Source organism: Clostridium ihumii AP5 (assembly GCF_000612845.1).
In the GTDB taxonomy this organism is placed as follows: domain Bacteria; phylum Bacillota; class Clostridia; order Clostridiales; family Clostridiaceae; genus Clostridium_J; species Clostridium_J ihumii.
Window position 1 is genome coordinate 82,155 of record NZ_CCAT010000007.1, and the last position, 20,571, is coordinate 102,725.

Consider the following 20,571-nt stretch of genomic DNA (forward strand, 5'->3'; position numbering starts at 1 on the left):
CACCTACTCTTGAACTTCATTAATATCTAAATTTCCAGAATTCACATCTTCTAAATTTAATTCATTAGCTTGTTCTGCTTGTGATTTACTTTTTATATCTATTTTCCATCCAGTTAATCTTGCCGCTAATCTTACATTTTGTCCCTCTTTACCAATTGCAAGTGATAATTGATTATCATCTACTACAACTTTTGCGCTCTTATTTTCTTCATCAACTTTAACATCTAGTATTTTTGCTGGACTTAATGCATTTGCTATATATTCAGCTGGTTCTTTGCTATATTTTATTATATCAATTTTTTCATTTTTAAGCTCATTTACTATATTTTGAACTCTTGTTCCTTTTGGTCCAACACAAGCACCCATAGCTTCTACATTCTCATCATTTGAGTACACAGCTATTTTTGTTCTTGATCCGGCTTCTCTTGCTATACTTTTTATTTCTACTATACCATTGTATATCTCTGGAACTTCTCTTTCAAATAATCTTTTTACTAAACCTGGATGAGTTCTTGAAACTATTATTTGTGGTCCTTTTGTACCATTTTTTACTTCAACTATATATAAGCTTAATTTTTCATTAAATTTATATATTTCACCTGGCATTTGTTCATTAGGTCCAAGTACTGTTTCTATTTTTCCTAAGTTTATGAATATATTATTTCTATCTCTTCTTATAACTGTAGCATTAATTATGTCGAATTCTTTTTCTTTGAACTCATCATATATTATACTTCTTTCAGCTTCTTTAATTCTTTGAATAACTACTTGCTTTGCTGATTGTGCTGCTATTCTACCAAAAGATCTTGGTGTTACTTCAATTTCAGCCATATCTCCTACAGCATATCTTGGGTTTATTTCTTTTGCTTCTTCTAAAGATATTTCACAAGCCTCATCATAAACTTCATCAACAACTTCTTTTTGAGCAAAAACATGAGTTTCCCCTGTTTCTCTGTTCATAGTAACTTTTACATTTTGGCTATTTACTGAAGAATTTGCATAGTTCTTTTTATATGCAGCTACTAGTGCGTCTTCTATTGTCGTAAATAATAAATCTTCACTTATTCCTTTTTCCTTCACAATTTCTCTAAGTGCATCTATAAACTCTTCATTCATTTTTAATTATCCTCCTACAACGCAGGGTTCAAAGTAACTTCTGATACTTTTTCTCTAGGAATAGAGATTTCCACATTTTCACTTTCTATAGTTATGTTTAAAGTATCAAAGCTTTTTAAAACACCCTCAATTTTCTTTTTTCCATTTAATAAGCTTTTTAAATTTACTTTTACATCATATCCTATATATTTCTTAAGATGTTTATCGTTAAATAATGTTCTGAATACACCTGGTGATTGTACCTCTAGTATGTATTCCTCACTTATTGGGTCTTCTACATCCAATAAATCACTTAACTCTCTGCTAACTTTTTCACAGTCTGACAGTGCTATTCCATTGTCATTATCTATATAAACTCTAAATATATATTCACCAGATTCTTTAATATATTCTAAATGATATAATTCACAATTGTTTTTTGTTACAATTGGTTCTGTTAATGTTTGAAGTTTATCAATTAAAACTTTATTCTCCATTTACTAACCTCCTTATTTAGTTTTTAGTTTATTGTAAAGTATACAATAAAACGCAACTAGTGAACGTTGCGTCTTTAACAAATAGAGAGTAGGCATAACCTACTCTCCCAAAACTTAATTCGTCATAATTTACTAAACTATAACTTAGTATATCATAGAACTAATATTTATTCAAGGGAATTTGCTTTACATATATGAATGAACTAAAGTTATATTTAACATTTAAATTTATCCCTTTATAGTTTTCCAAATTTACATTTAAAATTATACATACTTTTATTTTTTATAGCTTAAAATAAACTTAATTGATTTGTTTCTGGTAAATCCCCTAATGCTCCATGATTACTTAATGCTTCTATTACGGTTTTAGAAACCGAACTTCTATCTTTCATATCTTGCTTAGATATAAATTCTCCATTTTTTCTAGCTTCCATAATACTTTTAGCAGCATTTACTCCAACACCTTGCAATCCACTTAAAGGAATCCTTATAGATTCTCCTTCTATTAAAAATTTAGTTGCGTGAGACTTATATAAGTCTACTGGCAAAAATTTTATTCCCCTTTTGTACATCTCATAAGAAAGTTCTAGTATAGTAAGTAATCCTTTTTCTTTTGGTCCAACTTTATTACCAAGTTCACTTATTTCATCCATTTTTACCTTAATTGCATCTTCACCTTTTATAACAATATCTCCATCAAAGTCATCTGCTCTTACCGTAAAATACGTTGCATAATAAGCTTTAGGATAATATACTTTGTAATATGCTATTCTTACAGCCATCATTACATAAGCTGCAGCGTGTCCTTTAGGGAACATATATTTTATCTTTTTACAAGATCCTATATACCAATCCGGAACATTATTTTCCCTCATTATCTTTTCATGCTCTTCTGATAATCCCTTTCCTTTTCTAACTTTTTCCATTATATTGAAGGCAATTTTAGGTGGTAGCCCTTTATATATTAAATAAACCATTATATCGTCTCTTGTGGCGATACAATCTTTAAGTGTTGTATAACCTTCTTTTATATAATACTGAGCATTATTAAGCCAAACATCAGTACCATGAGATAATCCAGATATTCTAACTAAATCTGAAAAAGTTTTAGGTTTAGTATCTAAAAGCATTTGTCTTACAAATTTCGTCCCAAACTCTGGTATACCATAGCTTCCTACTTCACACCCTAATTCTTCTACTGTAACGCCTAATGCCTCTGGTGATGTAAATATGCTAAGTACTTTAGGATCTGAAAGTGGAATATCATGAGGATCTAATCCCGTTATATCTTGAAGCATTCTTAATACAGTGGGATCGTCATGACCTAATATATCTAGTTTTAAAAGTCTACCACTTATTGAGTGATAATCAAAGTGAGTAGTTATAATATCAGAATTAGGGTCATCTGCAGGATGCTGTATTGGACAAAAATTGTATATTTCATTATCATTTGGTACAACCATTATTCCTCCTGGATGTTGCCCTGTTGTTCTTTTTACTCCTGTACAACCTATTGTAAGTCTATCTATTTCTGCTGATGGAACATTTACTCCTCGTTCATCTAAATACTTCTTTACAAATCCATAAGCTGTTTTTTCTGCTATTGTTCCTATAGTTCCAGCTTTAAATGTATGACCCTCTCCAAATAAAACTTCTGTATATTTGTGTATATCACCTTGGTTATCTCCTGAGAAGTTAAGGTCAATATCTGGTTCTTTATCACCTTCAAACCCTAAGAATGTTTCAAATGGTATATCATGACCATCTCTTATATATGGTGTTCCACATTTTTCACAATTTTTTTCTGGTAAATCTACCCCAGACGCAACAGAACCATCCATAAAAAATTCACTATGTTTGCATTTTGGACACACATAATGAGGTGGAAGTCCATTAACTTCTGTAATATCAGTCATTGTTGCAACAAAAGAAGAACCAACTGATCCCCTTGATCCAACTAAATAACCATCTGATATTGATTTTGCAACAAGTTTGTGCGCTATAAGATATAAAACCGCATATCCATTATTTATTATAGAATTTAATTCTTTATCTAATCTCTGTTGTATAACTTCTGGCAATTTTTCTCCATATATTCTATGAACTTTTTCCATAGTCATATTTCTTATATCATCATCCGCACCCTCTATTTTAGGTGGAAATGTCTCATCGGGTATAGGCTTTACAAATTCCACTTCATCTGCTATTTTGTTTGGATTTACAATCACTACTTCTCTAGCCTTCTCTTCTCCTAAATAAGAAAATTCCTTTAACATTTCTGTTGTAGTTTTAAAATATAATGGAGGTTGATTATCTGCATCCGAAAACCCTTGACCAGCCATTAATATTCTTCTAAAAACCTCATCTTTTGGATCCAAAAAATGTACATCACCTGTAGCAACAACAGGTTTTCCATATTTATTAGCCAAATCACATATTTTCTTATTTATCTCTCTTAATTCATCTTCATCCTTTACATTACCTTTTTCGATTAGAAATTTATTGTTCCCTATAGGTTGTATTTCTAAATAATCATAAAAATTAACCAAATTCTCAAGTTCTTCAAAACTTTTCCCTTGTAAAACTTCTTTAAATACCTGACCTGCTTCACATGCAGACCCTATTATTAATCCTTCTCTATATTCCTGTATAAGACTTTTAGGCAATCTTGGTCGTCTATGAAAGTATTCAAGATTAGATTTGGATATAATTTTGTATAGATTCTTTATTCCTGCTTGATTTTTTGCTAACACTATAACATGGTATGTCATAGCTTTTTTTATATCAAAATTTCTTATATACTCAGCATTCAAAGTATTTACATCTTCTATGTTATATTCTTTTTTTAATTTTTCAAAACAGTGTAATGCTATTTCCGCCGTAGCTCTAGCATCATCTACAGCTCTATGATGATTTTCTAATGATATACCTATATGATTACAAATTGTATTTAACTTATACCTTTTTAAATCGGGAAATAAAAATTTAGATAATGGTATAGTATCCATTATAGCGCTTGTAAAGTTTAACCCCATTCTTTTACAATTTGCTTTTATAAAAGAAGTATCAAAAGGTGCATTATGAGCTGCTACCATAGAATCTCCAATAAAATTCATAAACTTTGGTAAAATTTCCTTTATTGTTTCTGCATTTCTTACCATTTCATTTGTTATACTAGTCAATTCTGTTATTTTATATGGTATATTCCTTTCAGGATTTACAAATTCATTAAAACTCTCAATCACTTCGCCATTTCTAATTTTAACTGCTCCAATTTCTATAATACTATCATTTTCACTAGAAAAACCTGTTGTTTCTAAGTCAAATACGACAATATCATCATTTAACCTTCTATCTTTACCACCAATTACAATAGGTTCTCCATCATCAACTAAGTAGCCTTCCATTCCATATATAATTTTTATGTCTTTTCCCTTTGATGCATTCATAGCTTCTGGAAATGCTTGTGCAACACCATGATCAGTTATAGCTATTGCTTTATGCCCCCATTTTGCAGCCATATTTATAAGACTAGTAGCTGATGACATTCCGTCCATAGAACTCATAGTAGTATGAGCATGAAGTTCTACTCTTTTTTCTTCATTACTATCATTTCTCTCAGTTTTAGGGATTTTATACATATGTTTTCCCATTATTACTATTTCCCTTGCATATGTATCATATATAACTTCACCACTTATTTTACAATGTAAACCAACCTTTAAGTTTTCCTGCATTTTTTCAATTTCTTGATTTTTAAGGAAACACTTAACTGTTATAGAGCTTGTATAATCTGTTATGCAAAAAGTTGGTATTATTCTTCCTGTTTTAGTTTCTATTATTTCAACTTTAAATACATCCCCCATAACAGAAACAAATCCCGATGTCTGATCTAATTCAATTATAGGTGTTATATCTCCTGTTATATGTCTACCTATAATTAGATTTTCATCATTTGCATCTTTAGTATTGTCATATTTTGTTTTCTTATATCCACCATTACTTCCACTATTATAGTTATTATTATTTGATTTTGGCTTAGGTGATGACTCTTTTGGAGTTGTCTGCACTGGCTTATTTTTCATAACTTCTTGAATTATATTTAAATTTTCTTTTTCTTTTTCTTCAAAATAATCCTGTTTAGTATTTTCATCATATTCTATATTAAAATTTGTTGTTAATCCATATACTCTTTTTAAAGTATTTTTCATAACTTGATCCATTTTTTTATTTTTTAAAACATCTAGTATAAATTTATTGTTTACATCTATTTTAATTTCATCATTTACAATTGATTTCCCACAATTTAAAAGTGCAGTTTTCACTGTAGGAGTCTTCATTGTTACATCATGCACAAAATCTACCCAATACATAGTTAATACTTCTTCTATGTTTGCATTTTTAATATCCACATACCATATAAATTCAATATCTTTAAACACATCCAAGATATTGAATAAAGTCTTTTCTACTTTATCTTTTATATCTTCATTTAATCTACTTTCACCTTTTAAATAAATTATCAATTTTTCGCTTTTTTTAAGGTACTGAATTCTCAGTACCTTAATATCATAGTCACAAATATCTTTATTCTCATCTAAATGACCTTTTAATAATTCAACTAGGCTTTTATTCATCTGTAATCCCTCCTAGTCTTATAATTTGTCTATCTCTTTCATAAGTTCAGATACAAGTTCTTCTTCTTTTACTTTTTTTATTATCTGACCTTTTTTAAATATTATTCCACAACCTTTTCCCCCAGCAATTCCAATATCCGCCTCTTTAGCTTCACCGGGTCCATTAACAACACATCCCATAACCGCTACTTTTATGTTTTTATTCACACTTGAAAGTTTTTCTTCTACCTCATTAGCTATATCTATTAAATTTATTTCAGTTCTTCCACAAGTTGGACAAGATACAAATTTAATACCATCATCTATATAACCTAAAGACTTTAAAATTTCCCTTCCAACTTTAACCTCTTCTTCAACATCACCAGTTATAGACACTCTTAAAGTATCACCTATTCCTTCTGAAAGAACACTTCCTATTCCTACACTTGATTTAACTGTGGCTTGAAATATTGTTCCTGCTTCAGTTACACCTAAATGTAGAGGATAGTCTACTTTACTTGACATAAGCCTGTAACTTTCTATCATTTCATTTACGTTTGAAGATTTTATCGAAATAACTATATCATGAAAATCTAAGCTTTCTAAAATTTTAACATGTTCTAGTGCACTTTCAACCAAAGCTTCTGGACAAGGTCTACCATACTTTTCTAATATTCCTTTTTCTAAAGAACCTGCATTCACACCAATTCTTATAGGAATGTTTTTTTCTTTTGCTATTTCAACTACTTTTTCAACTCTATCTCTACTTCCTATGTTGCCTGGATTGATTCTTAGTTTAGATATACCATTTTCCATAGCTTTTATTGCTAATCTATAATCAAAATGTATATCAGCAACAACAGGTATATTTACTCTTTTTACAATTTCTTTTATAGCTTCTGCTGCTTCCATATCTGGAACAGCGCACCTTACTATGTCACACCCTGCTTTCTCAAGTCTTAATATTTGATTAACAGTAGCTTCTATATCTCTTGTATCTGTATTTGTCATTGATTGAACCGCAATTTTAGAATCTCCACCTATATATATATTGCCAACTTTTATTTTTCTTGTGTCACGTCTTTTCATAATTGCTCCTTCCTAGAACTTAATAGGTCTAACTATATCCTTAACTAAAACCACTACCATAAGCGCCATTAACACCATAAATCCATAATAATTTAACTTTGCTATTTTTTCTTTATTAAATTCTCTTCTTGTTATTATTTGCAGTATTAGTATTAATGTCCATCCTCCATCTAATGCAGGGAATGGAATTATGTTGAATATAGCTAACTGCACACTTAAATACGCTGCTAAAAACATTAATGTAGTAAGCCCCTGTCTTGCTGCTTCACCAGAAATTCTAATTATAGTTATAGGACCACCTACATCATCCGCTGATAGCTGTCCTTTAAATAACTGTCCAAAAAAACCAAAAGTTTGTTTTGTAAGACTTACAGTTTCACCAAACCCATGTTTAACTGCTTCTAATATATTAGGTGTTTTTATACTACCATAAATGCCAACTAAATATTGTTTTTTACTTTCATCAAGTTCTGGTTTTATAGTAAATTCTTTTGTTTCATTTTCTCTTTTTACTTCTATATTAACTTCTTTGCCTTCACTTAGCATAATTCCTGTCACAAAATCTTCCCAAGAAACTACTTCATTTCCATTTACTTTTTTTATTTCATCTCCAGCCTTAATACCAACTTGTTGTGCTGGTGAATTATCAATTAATTGACTTACTATTGGAATTTTAATTCCCTCTACTCTTCCAACAATAGCAAAAAGTAAAATTGCAAGTACTATATTCATTATTGGACCTGCTAAAACTATAGATAATTTTTGCCATGATGACTTATTTGCATATGCTCTAGGATCCGAACTTGTAACTTCATCATCCTCTCCATACATTTTTACATATCCACCTATAGGTAATAAACAAATCTTATATTCAGTTTCTTTTCCTTTTATTCCAAATAATTTAGGTCCCATTCCTATTGAAAATTCATCTACTCGAACATCATTTATTTTAGCTAAAATAAAATGTCCAAATTCATGTACTATAACTAAAATTCCAAATGCAATTATAGCCATAAGTATATGTCCTATATTTTGAAAAACAGCTCCCATATCAATTCATCTCCCTACATATTAAATTTTTTTCTTACATAATTTCTAACTTTTTCATCTGTTGATATTATCTCTTCTAATGTTGGATTTTCTATATATTCTAATGTATTCATACATTCTCTTATTATATCTTCAATTTGAAGATATGATATTTTATTTTCTAAAAATAATTCTACTGCAATTTCATTTGCTCCATTCATTATAGCTGGTAAATTACCACCTTTTCTGCCTGCTATATAAGCAAGTTTTAAACATCCAAAAGTTTCTATATCAGGTTTTTCAAAAGTTAATTTACCTATTTCAGCAAAATTTAATTTTTCAACTACACACTTTTCTCTTTTAGGATAATTTAATGCATATTGTATAGGCAACTTCATATCAGTACTACCTAGTTGAGCAATAACACTACCATCTATGTACTCTACCATTGAATGTACTATACTTTGAGGATGTACTACAACCTCTATATCATCATAATTAGCATTAAATAAATGGTGTGCCTCTATTACTTCTAATCCTTTATTTACCAAAGTCGATGAGTCAATAGAAATTTTTTTCCCCATTGACCACTTAGGATGATTAAGTGCCTCCTCAGCTTCTATTTTAGAAAGTTGTTCCCTTTTTTTTCCTCTAAAAGGTCCCCCTGATGCTGTTAATATTATCTTATTAACACTTTCTTTATCATTTCCCTGTAAACTTTGAAAAATAGCTCCATGTTCTGAATCCACTGGTAATATTCTTATATTATTTTCCCTAGCTTCTCTCATAACTATATCACCAGCAACTACTAATGTTTCCTTATTTGCAAGGGCTATATCCTTTTTAGCTCTAATAGCATTTATTGTTGGAGTAAGTCCAATCATCCCTACAACAGAAGTAACAACCATCTCTATTTCGTCTAATGTCGCTATTTTGTTAAGCCCATCTAATCCTTTATATACTTCTATATCTAAGCTATTATCTTCACAATAATTTTTAACCTTTTCAAAAGATTTTTCATCCATCATAGCAACATATTTAGGATCAAATTCTTTAATAATATCTATTACTTTTTCGTAGCTTGTATTAGCAGACACCCCTACAATATTAAAATTTTCTTTTTCATTTCTTACAACATCTAATGTTTGTGTTCCAATTGACCCTGTAACACCTAATATACTTATATTTTTCAAAAAAATCGCTCCTTCTAATTTATAACTTCAATCTTCAAAGTTATAATAATATTAAGTTGAATTACCTCTATGTTATTTTGATTTTATCTTAATATGGAGGAAATTTAACTTTTACTTTTTCTTAAGTTTAAATTAGTTAACAAATATCTGTATTAAATAATTTATATTATACTTATCTATTATTTAATGTATTTATTCACACTATAAATTTTATCAAATTCACAACTATTTTTAAATATAAATTCATCACAAGTTACAACATATAATATTCCCATAACCATTCCAACTACTCCAAAATTTTTCATACCTATATACATAGATAAAATCATAGCTAATGGGGATATGTTCATTTTATAACTCATAAACTTTGTTTGAATAATTTGACTATTGAAAACTAATATTATATATAATATTACTAAAGCTAAAGATATTATTTTATTTCCCATACACCAATAGTATATAATAAGCGGTATAAAAACTATAACTGTACCAACATAGGGTACAAAATCTAAGACACCACAAATAACCCCTAAGCTTATAGGTTTTTTTATTCTGAGAATTACAAATCCAATAATTGTTATTATCATATTAATAAAAGCAGAGTAGAATAATACTCTAATTAAATTTTTTAAATCGCATATTTTTTTACATATCTTTATATAATTATCTTTGCCAATTATTCTGATAATGAAACACCCTATAGATTTTGTATCTGATAATATAAAATAAGCTGTTATATTTCCTATAAAATACGTAAAAATATGTCCTGTCGTATATATTGCACCCTTAGTAATAATCCCACTATTAATTACATAATATATTTTTTCTATAATAACATTCTTTAAAGTGTTCATATTTATATTGTTAAATGGTAAAAAGCTATTATATATTTCAATTAAATATTCTAATACTCCTTCTAATTGATTCTTAAAAAAAGTAATTCCAAATGTAAATACAAAATTTCCTAAAGCAAATAAAATAATAAAGAAAAGGCTGTTTATAAAAACTATACTAATTATAGCACTTGCCTTTTCTCCAAATGTATTGTTTCTCTTTAACATTCTATATAGCGGCAATGAAAGTAAGATTATAATTATTGTCACTATTATAGGTCTTATATACTTAGTAATTACAACAGTAAAAATTATAAATGATATTAATAATAATATACTATAAACAAGTTCTTTATATTTCACCCCTACATCCCCATAAAAATTGTTATATAATAGTATACTACTACCGATACAAAAAGTATGCTATCAAATCTATCTAATATTCCTCCATGTCCTGGTATAAGATTACTATAATCTTTTATTTCTGCATGTCTTTTTATAGATGATGCCACTAAATCTCCTATTTGTCCAAATACCCCACCTAAAATACCTATTATTACATAGTTATATAATGAAATTTCAACACCAAATTTAGAAATTACATAACCATATATAGTACATCCAATTACACTTCCTATCAATCCACCTATTGAACCTTCCAAAGTTTTATTAGGACTGACTTTAGGACTTATCTTATGTTTTCCTAAAAATCTACCAGTATAATAAGCAAAAGTATCACATACCCATGATGATATAAATACTATCCATATTAAATAATTTCCATTAACTTTTCGTTCTATAAGAACTAATAAACTAAAAAAAACTGTTACATATAAAAAGGGTAGAATAGTAACTGCTATATCTATAAAATTGTACTTAGTATTTATTATAGGTATTATCAACGAAACAAATACAAAGCCCACTATTATATAAGAAAATACTTCAAAATTAAATTTTTCTCCTAAAGTTACAAAATATATAATAGTCATTAAATACCCTATATACGGTACTGGATTTAATTTGCTACTTTTTGATGCATTATTAAACTCATAGATACCACATAAGGCTAAAATCATTACAAAATATTTTAACCAAATACCACCTATTAAGAAAAATATTAAAGCTGGTGCTATCATTGCAGCACCAATATATCTCTTATTTACCACTTTTATTCTCTCCTTTATTGTTTAACTTTGCCAAATCTTCTATCTCTGTTTTGATAGTCATATATAGCTTTTTCTAAATTTCTTTCACTAAAATCTGGCCACTTTATATTTGAATACCAAAATTCAGAATATGCACTTTGCCATAATAAATAATTACTAAGCCTTTGTTCTCCACTAGGTCTTATTATTAAATCTGGATCAGGCATTCCTTTTGTATATAAATTCATAGACATTAAATTTTCATTAATATCCTCTATATTAATGTCACCTTTACAAACTTTTTCACAAATTTTCTTTGTTGCATAAACTATTTCATTTCTTCCGCCATAGTTCAAAGCTATATTAAGAACTATTCCTTCATTGTTTTTTGTAAGTTCCTTCAAATCCTTTATTGCTTTCAAACTATTAGATGGTAATTTTGAAATGTCACCTATAGTATTAAATTTCACATTGTTTTTATGTAGGTTTTCACCTTCTTTTTGTGCGAATTCTATTATTAAATTCATAAGTGCATTAACTTCATCTTTAGGTCTATTCCAATTTTCTGTTGAAAATGCATATAAAGTTAAATATTTTACACCTAAATGTGCACTTCTATCTAATATTTTTTTTATTGTTTTCATACCTTCCCTATGTCCCATCATTCTTGGAAGACCTCTTTCTTTAGCCCATCTTCCATTTCCATCCATTATTATAGCTATATGTTTAGGCATTCTATCATAATCTAATTCTATAATTTCTTTATCATCATTATTTCTATTTCTTTTAATAAATTTAAACACTATTTTCTCTCCATTCCATAAAGTCATATATTTTCTTTTGTATTTGTTTATATTACTAATTTTATCAAATATTTTATAATAATTATACAATATAATAAACATTTTATATCTATTATATTGTAAAAGATTTTATATAATATACCTATTTTCATAATTTCATATTATTAATAAAACCTGCAAAACTGCAGGTTTTATTAATAATATGAAATTAAATTGACATAACGTCTTTTTCTTTATCAGCAATAATAGTATCAACTTGTTTTACAAATTTATCAGTTTCTTTTTGGATGTTTTCTTCTGCTTTTTTAACTTCATCCTCACTAATTTCCCCATCTTTTTTCAATGATTTTATTTTATCATTAGCATCTCTTCTTATTGATCTTATTGCAACTTTTGCATCTTCTCCAACTTTTTTTATGTTTTTAACAAGATTCTTTCTTGTTTCTTCTGTAAGTTCAGCTATTATTAATCTTATAACTGATCCATCACTTGTTGGATTTAACCCTAAATCAGACTTTAATATAGCTTTTTCTATATCTTTTAAAGAACTTTTATCCCATGGTTGAATTAAAAGCACTCTTGGTTCTGGTGCAGATACATTAGCCACTTGGTTTAAAGGTACCATACTTCCGTAGCACTCAACCTCTATTCTATCAAGCATTTTAGGGTTAGCTCTTCCAGCTTTCATTGTTGATAATTCATTTTTTAAAACTGATATTGTTTTGTTCATTTTTTCATCAGCGGTTTTAATTACTTCTTTCATCATATAAAAACTACCTCCAATTATTTTTTACAAATATCTCTAGATACTAGAGTACCAATTTTTTCACCTTTAATTGCCTTTATTATATTTTTAGGCTCATCTAAAGCAAAAACCAATATTGGAATATTATTGTCCATACATAATGATGTAGCCGTAGAATCCATAACTTGTAGTCCTTTTTCAAGTACATCAATATAATTTAAACTATCAAATTTAACAGCATCATCATATTTATGCGGATCCTTATCATATACTCCATCAACTTTTTTTGCTAATAATATTACTTCTGCCTCTATTTCAGCTGCTCTTAAAGCTGCTGTTGTATCAGTGGAGAAATATGGATTTCCAGTACCTGCTGCAAATATTACTACTCTTCCTTTTTCAAGGTGTCTCATTGCTCTTCTTCTTATATAAGGTTCAGCAATTTCTCTCATTTCAATAGCAGTTTGTACTCTTGTGTGAACACCTACACTTTCTAAAGAATCTTGAAGAGCTAGTGCATTTATACAAGTTGCTAACATCCCCATATAATCTGCAGTAGTTCTGTCCATATCTTCTCCATTTCTGCCTCTCCAGATATTTCCGCCACCTACTACAGCACCAACTTCTACACCCATATCTACTAATTCTTTTATTTGTAATGCTATTTTATTAGCCACATCAAAATCTATTCCGTATCCTTTTTCAGCAGCTAATGCCTCACCTGAAAGTTTAAGCATAACCCTTTTATATTTTGCAGCTTCCATATATATTTTACCTCCAAATTATTATTATTATATCAAAGATTTGTAAATTTATATGTCTATTTTAAAAAAAGAGAACACAGGGTTCTCTTTAATTTTATTATTTTCCTTGCATTTTTTTGATTTCTTCTGCAAAGTTTTCTTCTTTTTTCTCGATTCCTTCTCCTCTTTCGAATCTAGCGAATCTTGTTATTTTTATATCAGCTCCAGCTTTTTTAGATTCTTCTTGAAGGTATTTAGCTATTGTATAGTCTCCATTTTTTACCCAAATTTGGTCTACTAAACAAACTTCTTTTAAGTATTTTTTAGCTCTTCCTAAAACCATTTTTTCAACTATGTTTTCTGGTTTTCCTTCATTTAAAGCTTGAACTCTATAGATTTCTTTTTCTTTTTCTAAAGTTTCATGATCTACTTTGCTTTCATCTAAGAATAATGGATTAGCTGCTGCAACTTGCATAGCAACATCTTTTCCTACTACTTCTAAGAATTCTCCTTGTTTTTCACAAGCTAATTCAACCATAACAGCAATTCTTCCGCCACCATGGATATAACTTTGAAGCATTCCATTTTCTATTGAGAATCTTTCAAATCTTCTTATAGACATATTTTCACCAATTTTAGCAATTAATGCTGTTAATACGTCTTTAATTGTAGAATTTTCATCAGCTATGTATTTTTCTTCTACTAACTCTTCTACTGTAGTTACATTTGATAATGTAACTTGTTTAGCAACATTGTTTGCTAAAGCTGCAAACTCTTCATTCGCAGCAACGAAGTCAGTTTCACAGTTAACTTCTACTACTGCACCTTTTTTGTGATCTTCACTAATATAAGTTACTACTAGACCCTCAGCCGCAATTCTTCCAGCTTTTTTAGCTGCTGCCGCTAGACCCTTTTCTCTTAAAGTTTCTATAGCTTTATCCATGTCTCCATTTGTTTCATTTAAAGCCTTTTTGCAGTCCATCATTCCTGCACCAGTTCTTTCTCTAAGCTCTTTTACCATGCTTGCAGTTATCATTGATAAATTCCTCCTATTCTTAACTAATTTAAAAGGTAAATGAAAGACACCGCCTTCACTTACCTTAAAAATTTATATCCTATAACATTTTTTTAAATGTTAATTATTCAAGGTAAAATAAAATTACTCAGCTAATTGTTCACCTTGTCTTGCTTCGATTATAGCATCTGCTAATCTTTCAGTTATTAGTTTTACTGCTCTGATTGCATCATCGTTTCCTGGTATTACATAGTCAACTTCATCTGGATCACAGTTTGTGTCAACTATTGCTATAACTGGTATTCCTAATATTTTAGCTTCTGATATAGCATTTTTTTCTTTTCTTGGATCTACAACAAATAATGCTCCAATTTTGTTAGCATCCATGTTTCTGATTCCGCCTAAGTTCTTTTCAAGTTTTTCTCTTTCATTTTTTAATTGAGAAACTTCTTTCTTTGGTAGAACTTCGAATATTCCATCTTCTTCCATCTTATCTAATTCTTCTAGTCTTGCTATTCTAGTTTTGATAGTAGTGAAGTTTGTTAACATTCCACCTAACCATCTGTTGTTTACGAAGTGCATTCCAGATCTGATTGCTTCTTCTTGAATAGCTTCTTGAGCTTGTTTTTTAGTTCCAACGAAAAGAATATCTTTTCCTTCTTCTGATACAGATTTTAAGAAATCATATGCTTCATCGATTTTCTTTACTGTTTTTTGTAAATCTATTATATAGATTCCGTTTCTCTCAGTGAATATGTATGGAGCCATTTTAGGGTTCCATCTTCTTGTTTGGTGTCCAAAATGTACACCAGCTTCTAATAATTGTTTCATTGATATTACTGCCATTTTAAATTCCTCCTGGTTATTCCTCCATTGCTATCATTTTCCTAAAAAACCCTTTTAGAAAGGCACCTTTTTAGTGAATCAGCAATGTGTGTATTTCTTACCTGTGTTAGTATATCATAATCATTATAACTATTCAACATAAATTTAACACTTATAATAACTATTTTTTCAACTTTAAAATTTGTAATAACTTCATTAATATTATATCCAAATAAAATGCCCGTAAACATTTTGAGTAAATTCTTTATTTAAGTTAAAACTTGAAAAAAAATAGAGCATAAGCTCTATTTTAATTTATCTAGTTCTTCCATTAATTTATCATTAAGAATTTTTATATGTGTACCTTTCATTCCTAAAGATCTTGACTCAATAACTCCAGCACTTTCGAATTTTCTTAATGCATTAACTATAACTGATCTTGTTATTCCAACTTTATCAGCAATCTTAGATGCAACTAATAATCCTTCTGTTCCTTCTAATTCATTAAATATATGTTCTACAGCTTCTAATTCTGAATAAGAAAGTGTTCCTATTGCTAATTGAACTATAGCTTTCTTTCTTGCTTCTTCTTCTATTTGTTCATTTTTTGATCTTAGTATTTCTGAACCAACTATTGTAGCACTGTATTCAGCAATAACTAAATCTTCTTCTGTGAACTCTTTGTTAAATCTTGCTAAAACTAAAGTACCTAATCTTTCTCTGTTTCCATTTATAGGAACTATAGTTGTTAACTTTCCTTCAACTTCACATTCTTTTTCATTTTCAAATACGCAGAAACCTTTGCTTGAAAGATTTTCTCTTGTTTCATCTATAGTTAAAAGTTTTTCATTGTAATGATCTGGGAATCTCATATTTTTTATAACTTCTGTTTTAACTATTTCACATTCAAATCCACCAGCAAAGTTATATCCTAAAACCTTACCTCTTCTACTTATCACATATACGTTACACTCAAGTACCTCACTTAATAAGTTACATATTTCATCGAATACAACTGGTTCTGTTCCTGATTTTTGTAATATTTTATTTAATCTTCTAGTTTTATCTAATAATGACACTCTAGTTCTCCTCCTTCAATTTGCTATAATTTATTTTTTCTACATTTTCAACATATCATCCACTCTATATAAAGTTGTCATACTAAACAGTTCTTGCATTTTTTATGTAATTTAAAATTTTTAGAATTGTTTATTTCAGTTATATAATAACATATATATTTTTGCTTTTCAATATATTTTTACCTATTTCGACATGTTTCTTATTTTTTTATTATTTTTTTTGTATTTAAAGTATTTTACTCAGATATTGATTTTACTAGCATTTATTTTTCACTTAACATTTCGTTAATACTTTATTAATTATTTATACATCTTTTATACATACTTTGTCAACTTAAAGTGTTATCTTATTACATTTTTTTTTACTTAAAGTAAATTTTATTTTAATTATCGTAAAAGAAAAACATTAATTGAACACAAAATTTAATCAAGCAATACTATTAATATTGCTTGATTACTTGTGTGTTTTATATAAAAAAAACAATTACAACTATTGTTCTTTATTTAAGTACTTTTTATATTTACACTCTTTGTTAGAACACTCTAAATAATCGCCCTTTGCTTTGCTATATCTTTTTAACATTATTTCATTGCATTCAGGGCATTTTTCATTAGCAGGTTCAAACCAACTCACAAAGTCGCATTCTGGATATCCACTACATCCATAAAAAGTTCTTCCCTTTTTACTTCTTTTCTCTAAAATAGCTTTGCCACATTTAGGACAAGGTGCTTCTACTTCTCTAGATATAGGTTTTGTATTTTCACACTCCGGATATCCTGGACAAGCCAAGAAATCTCCAAATCTTCCATGTTTTATAACCATAAATCTTCCACACTTATCACAAACTATATCAGTAACTTCATCTTCTATAGTAATTTTGGCTATTTCTTTTTCTGCTATTTCAATAGATTCTTTTAATGGAGCAAAGAATTCTTCAACTATCTTTTTCCATTCAACAGTTCCTTCTTCTACTCTATCTAGTTTGTTTTCCATTTCTGCTGTAAATTCAATATTAACTATCTCTTTAAAATACTCACACATTAGGTTATTTACTATTTTTCCAAGCTCTGTAGGTTCTAATATTTTTTTATTTCTTTCAACATATTTTCTACTCAATAATGTGGATATTGTAGGTGCATAAGTACTAGGTCTACCTATTCCATTTTCCTCTAAATTTTTTACAAGTGAAGCTTCTGAAAATTTAGCTGGTGGTTGAGTAAAATGCTGCTTACCTTCTGTAAAATTACTACAAAGTTTATCTTTTTCTTCTATTTTAGGTATTTTTACAACCTTATCCTCATCTTCGTTATCATTTTTATAAAGTTTAGTAAATCCCTCAAATTTAGTAGTTGATCCTGTGGCTTTAAATAAATAATCAATATTTATTACTTCTACGGTAGTACTATCTAATAAACATGATGCCATCTGACTTGCCATAAACCTATTCCAGATTAAACTATATAACTTGTATTGAGGATCTTTTAAATTTTCCTTAGCAATTTCTGGCGTTATATTTATATTACTTGGTCTTATTGCTTCATGTGCATCTTGACTATTTTTCTTTCCTTTATATACTCTTTTTGTCTTTGGTACATATAAATCACCAAAGTTCTCTAGAATATATTGTTTTGCACTTTCTTGAGCTTCTTCTGATATTCTTACAGAATCCGTTCTCATATAAGTTATTAATCCTACTGTTCCAAATCCTTTTATTTCAATACCTTCATAAAGTTCCTGTGCTACTGACATTGTTTTTTTAGTTGAAAAATTAAGTTTTCTATATGCATCTTGTTGAAGAGTACTTGTCGTAAATGGTGGTAATGGATTTTTAGTCTTTTCTGTATTTTTAATAGTTTTTACTTCAAACTGACCTTTTTTAAGCTCTTCAATTATAAAGTCGCTTTCTTCTTTTGATGTTATTTCTATTTTTTGTTTGTTTTTACTATGAAGTTTTACTAAAAATTTTTCTTTTTTATTTTCCTTGTAGACTTCACTTTCAATAGTCCAATATTCCTTAGCCTCAAACTTATCTATTTCATTTTCTCTATCACAAATAATTTTTAATGCTACTGATTGAACTCTTCCTGCACTAAGTCCCCATTTAACTTTCTTCCATAATATAGGACTTATTTCATATCCAACCAATCTATCTAAAACTCTTCTTGCCTGTTGTGCATCAAATATGTTTTCATTAATTAACCTCGGTTCTTTTATAGCTGCTTTTACAGCATTTTTTGTTACTTCATTAAATTCTATTCTGCACTTTTCACTTTCATCAATTTTTAATATTTTTGCTAAATGCCATGATATCGCTTCACCCTCACGATCAGGGTCAGTTGCGAGATAAATTTTATCGCTTTTTTTAGCTTCTTTTTTCAATTTTTTTATTAAGTCGCCTTTTCCCCTAATTGTTATATATTTAGGTTCATAATTGTTATCTATATCAACACCTAATTGACTTTTAGGTAAATCTCTAACATGCCCCATTGAAGCTTCAACTACATAATTTTTTCCTAAATACTTCTTTATGGTCTTAGCTTTAGCTGGTGACTCAACTATAACTAGTTTTTGACCCATCGTATCCCCTCCAGTAACTTTCTCTTAATTTTGTATAACTTTTCGTCTTAATATTGTATTCAGATTTTAATATACTATTTTAAAAGTAATTTTTATTAAATGTTTTTCACTTGCTCTGAAACTTTAATCTTTAAATTTTCAACTACATATATATTGTATAATATCATTTTATATTACTAATGCAAAATCTACATTTACTATATACTCTTTTCTACCTTAACATAATAATTACCATTTAAACAATATATTTCTTTCCTTAGCTGCATTTCAAATAATAACCTATATAATTGTTTTATGTCAACATTAGTATTTCTACTAATATCATCAATATGCATTGGTTCTGTTGTCAAAATACTATATATTCTGTCAGTTTCTTCATTATAAGCTATAGATATTTTTTTATTTTTATGTCGAATTTTTTCCAGTCCCAAAACTTCAATTATATCATCAATCTTAGTAAAAACATGTGCTCCATCTTTTATTAATTTATTTGTTCCCTTATTTCCTTCTAAAAATACTGATGCCGGTACAGCCATTACATCCTTTCCTTGTTCTAACGCCCAATTAGCAGTTATTAACGAGCCACTTTTTTCCCCTGCTTCAATTACAACAATCAGATCTGAAATTCCACTTATAATTCTATTTCTTAATGGAAACCTAAATTTCTCCGGCCCTGCTAAAGGTTCATATTCTGATATTATACACCCATCTTTATCTAAAATATCATAATATAATTTTTCATTTTCTTTAGGATATATTATATTTATACCACATCCTAAAACTGCACAAGTATAAATATTATTCTTTATAGCACCTTTATGAGCTTCTCCATCTATACCTTTTGCAAGCCCACTTATTATTTGAACATCGTATTCTTTTAATTCATTTGAAATAATTTGTACAATATTTTTACCATAACAACTTGATTTTCTAGAACCTACAATTGCTATTTTTTTACTATTTTTGTTTAATGTAGTTATATTTCCTTTATAAAATAACCCATATGGTGGATTACTGATTTCCCTTAAATTTTCAGGATATTCCTTTGAATTTATTGTACAGAATTTAATATTACTTTCTTCACATATACTTTTTATTTTATTAAGGTTATACTCATCATAATACTTTAAAAACTTATTTACAATTCTATTATTAACATTTTTATTAAACATCATATAGTTATATACATCTTCTTCACTGCCAAGTTCACTTATAAGTTCTAATTTTATTTCTGTTGGAACTTGCGTTATTGTATACCAAAGCTTAAATTTATTATACATCCCTAA

16 protein-coding genes are annotated in these 20,571 nt (G+C 28.5%); all 16 read right to left on the reverse strand.

What is annotated here, in order from left to right; translation table 11 throughout:
• Positions 1–3: 3 nt before the first annotated feature.
• Complete coding sequence (gene nusA, locus BN346_RS01725) at positions 4–1,116, reverse strand: transcription termination factor NusA (RefSeq protein WP_034438694.1); 1,113 nt, start codon at positions 1,114–1,116, stop codon at positions 4–6.
• Positions 1,117–1,130: 14 nt separating this feature from the next.
• A complete protein-coding gene (gene rimP / locus BN346_RS01730; protein WP_034438698.1) occupies positions 1,131–1,592 on the reverse strand; it encodes a ribosome maturation factor RimP in 462 nt (153 codons plus the stop codon).
• 290 nt (positions 1,593–1,882) lie between these two features.
• Positions 1,883–6,229 carry a PolC-type DNA polymerase III gene (locus BN346_RS01735; RefSeq protein WP_034438701.1) on the reverse strand — a complete coding sequence of 1,449 codons (4,347 nt, stop codon included), beginning with the start codon at positions 6,227–6,229 and terminating at the stop codon, positions 1,883–1,885.
• An 18-nt stretch (positions 6,230–6,247) separates the two neighbouring features.
• Positions 6,248–7,297 carry a flavodoxin-dependent (E)-4-hydroxy-3-methylbut-2-enyl-diphosphate synthase gene (gene ispG / locus BN346_RS01740; protein ID WP_034438703.1) on the reverse strand — a complete coding sequence of 350 codons (1,050 nt, stop codon included), beginning with the start codon at positions 7,295–7,297 and terminating at the stop codon, positions 6,248–6,250.
• Positions 7,298–7,309: 12 nt separating this feature from the next.
• Positions 7,310–8,347: an RIP metalloprotease RseP gene (rseP, locus tag BN346_RS01745; RefSeq protein ID WP_034438706.1), complete on the reverse strand. Its 1,038-nt coding sequence runs from the start codon at positions 8,345–8,347 to the stop codon at positions 7,310–7,312.
• A gap of 14 nt (positions 8,348–8,361) precedes the next feature.
• Positions 8,362–9,519 carry a 1-deoxy-D-xylulose-5-phosphate reductoisomerase gene (locus tag BN346_RS01750; protein ID WP_034438709.1) on the reverse strand — a complete coding sequence of 386 codons (1,158 nt, stop codon included), beginning with the start codon at positions 9,517–9,519 and terminating at the stop codon, positions 8,362–8,364.
• A 179-nt stretch (positions 9,520–9,698) separates the two neighbouring features.
• Positions 9,699–10,715 (reverse strand): AI-2E family transporter, encoded by a 1,017-nt coding sequence (locus tag BN346_RS01755; protein ID WP_051539860.1) that lies wholly within the window; start codon positions 10,713–10,715, stop codon positions 9,699–9,701.
• Between the two features lie 2 nt (positions 10,716–10,717).
• Positions 10,718–11,488 (reverse strand): phosphatidate cytidylyltransferase, encoded by a 771-nt coding sequence (locus tag BN346_RS01760; RefSeq protein ID WP_034438779.1) that lies wholly within the window; start codon positions 11,486–11,488, stop codon positions 10,718–10,720.
• Positions 11,489–11,532: 44 nt separating this feature from the next.
• Positions 11,533–12,300 (reverse strand): isoprenyl transferase, encoded by a 768-nt coding sequence (locus tag BN346_RS01765; RefSeq protein ID WP_034438711.1) that lies wholly within the window; start codon positions 12,298–12,300, stop codon positions 11,533–11,535.
• Positions 12,301–12,508: 208 nt separating this feature from the next.
• On the reverse strand, positions 12,509–13,066 hold the full coding sequence (gene frr / locus BN346_RS01770) for a ribosome recycling factor (RefSeq protein ID WP_034438713.1): 558 nt from the start codon (positions 13,064–13,066) through the stop codon (positions 12,509–12,511).
• Positions 13,067–13,083: 17 nt separating this feature from the next.
• On the reverse strand, positions 13,084–13,809 hold the full coding sequence (pyrH, locus tag BN346_RS01775; protein WP_034438715.1) for a UMP kinase: 726 nt from the start codon (positions 13,807–13,809) through the stop codon (positions 13,084–13,086).
• 97 nt (positions 13,810–13,906) lie between these two features.
• Positions 13,907–14,824, reverse strand: coding sequence for a translation elongation factor Ts (gene tsf, locus BN346_RS01780; protein ID WP_034438717.1), 918 nt, complete (start codon positions 14,822–14,824; stop codon positions 13,907–13,909).
• A 123-nt stretch (positions 14,825–14,947) separates the two neighbouring features.
• A complete protein-coding gene (gene rpsB / locus BN346_RS01785; protein WP_034438719.1) occupies positions 14,948–15,649 on the reverse strand; it encodes a 30S ribosomal protein S2 in 702 nt (233 codons plus the stop codon).
• Positions 15,650–15,933: 284 nt separating this feature from the next.
• Positions 15,934–16,707: a GTP-sensing pleiotropic transcriptional regulator CodY gene (codY, locus tag BN346_RS01795; protein ID WP_034438723.1), complete on the reverse strand. Its 774-nt coding sequence runs from the start codon at positions 16,705–16,707 to the stop codon at positions 15,934–15,936.
• Positions 16,708–17,197: 490 nt separating this feature from the next.
• Positions 17,198–19,285 carry a type I DNA topoisomerase gene (gene topA / locus BN346_RS01800; RefSeq protein WP_034438725.1) on the reverse strand — a complete coding sequence of 696 codons (2,088 nt, stop codon included), beginning with the start codon at positions 19,283–19,285 and terminating at the stop codon, positions 17,198–17,200.
• Between the two features lie 197 nt (positions 19,286–19,482).
• Entirely contained in the window at positions 19,483–20,565 is a 1,083-nt protein-coding gene (gene dprA, locus BN346_RS01805; protein WP_034438728.1) for a DNA-processing protein DprA, read from the reverse strand.
• Positions 20,566–20,571: the final 6 nt, after the last annotated feature.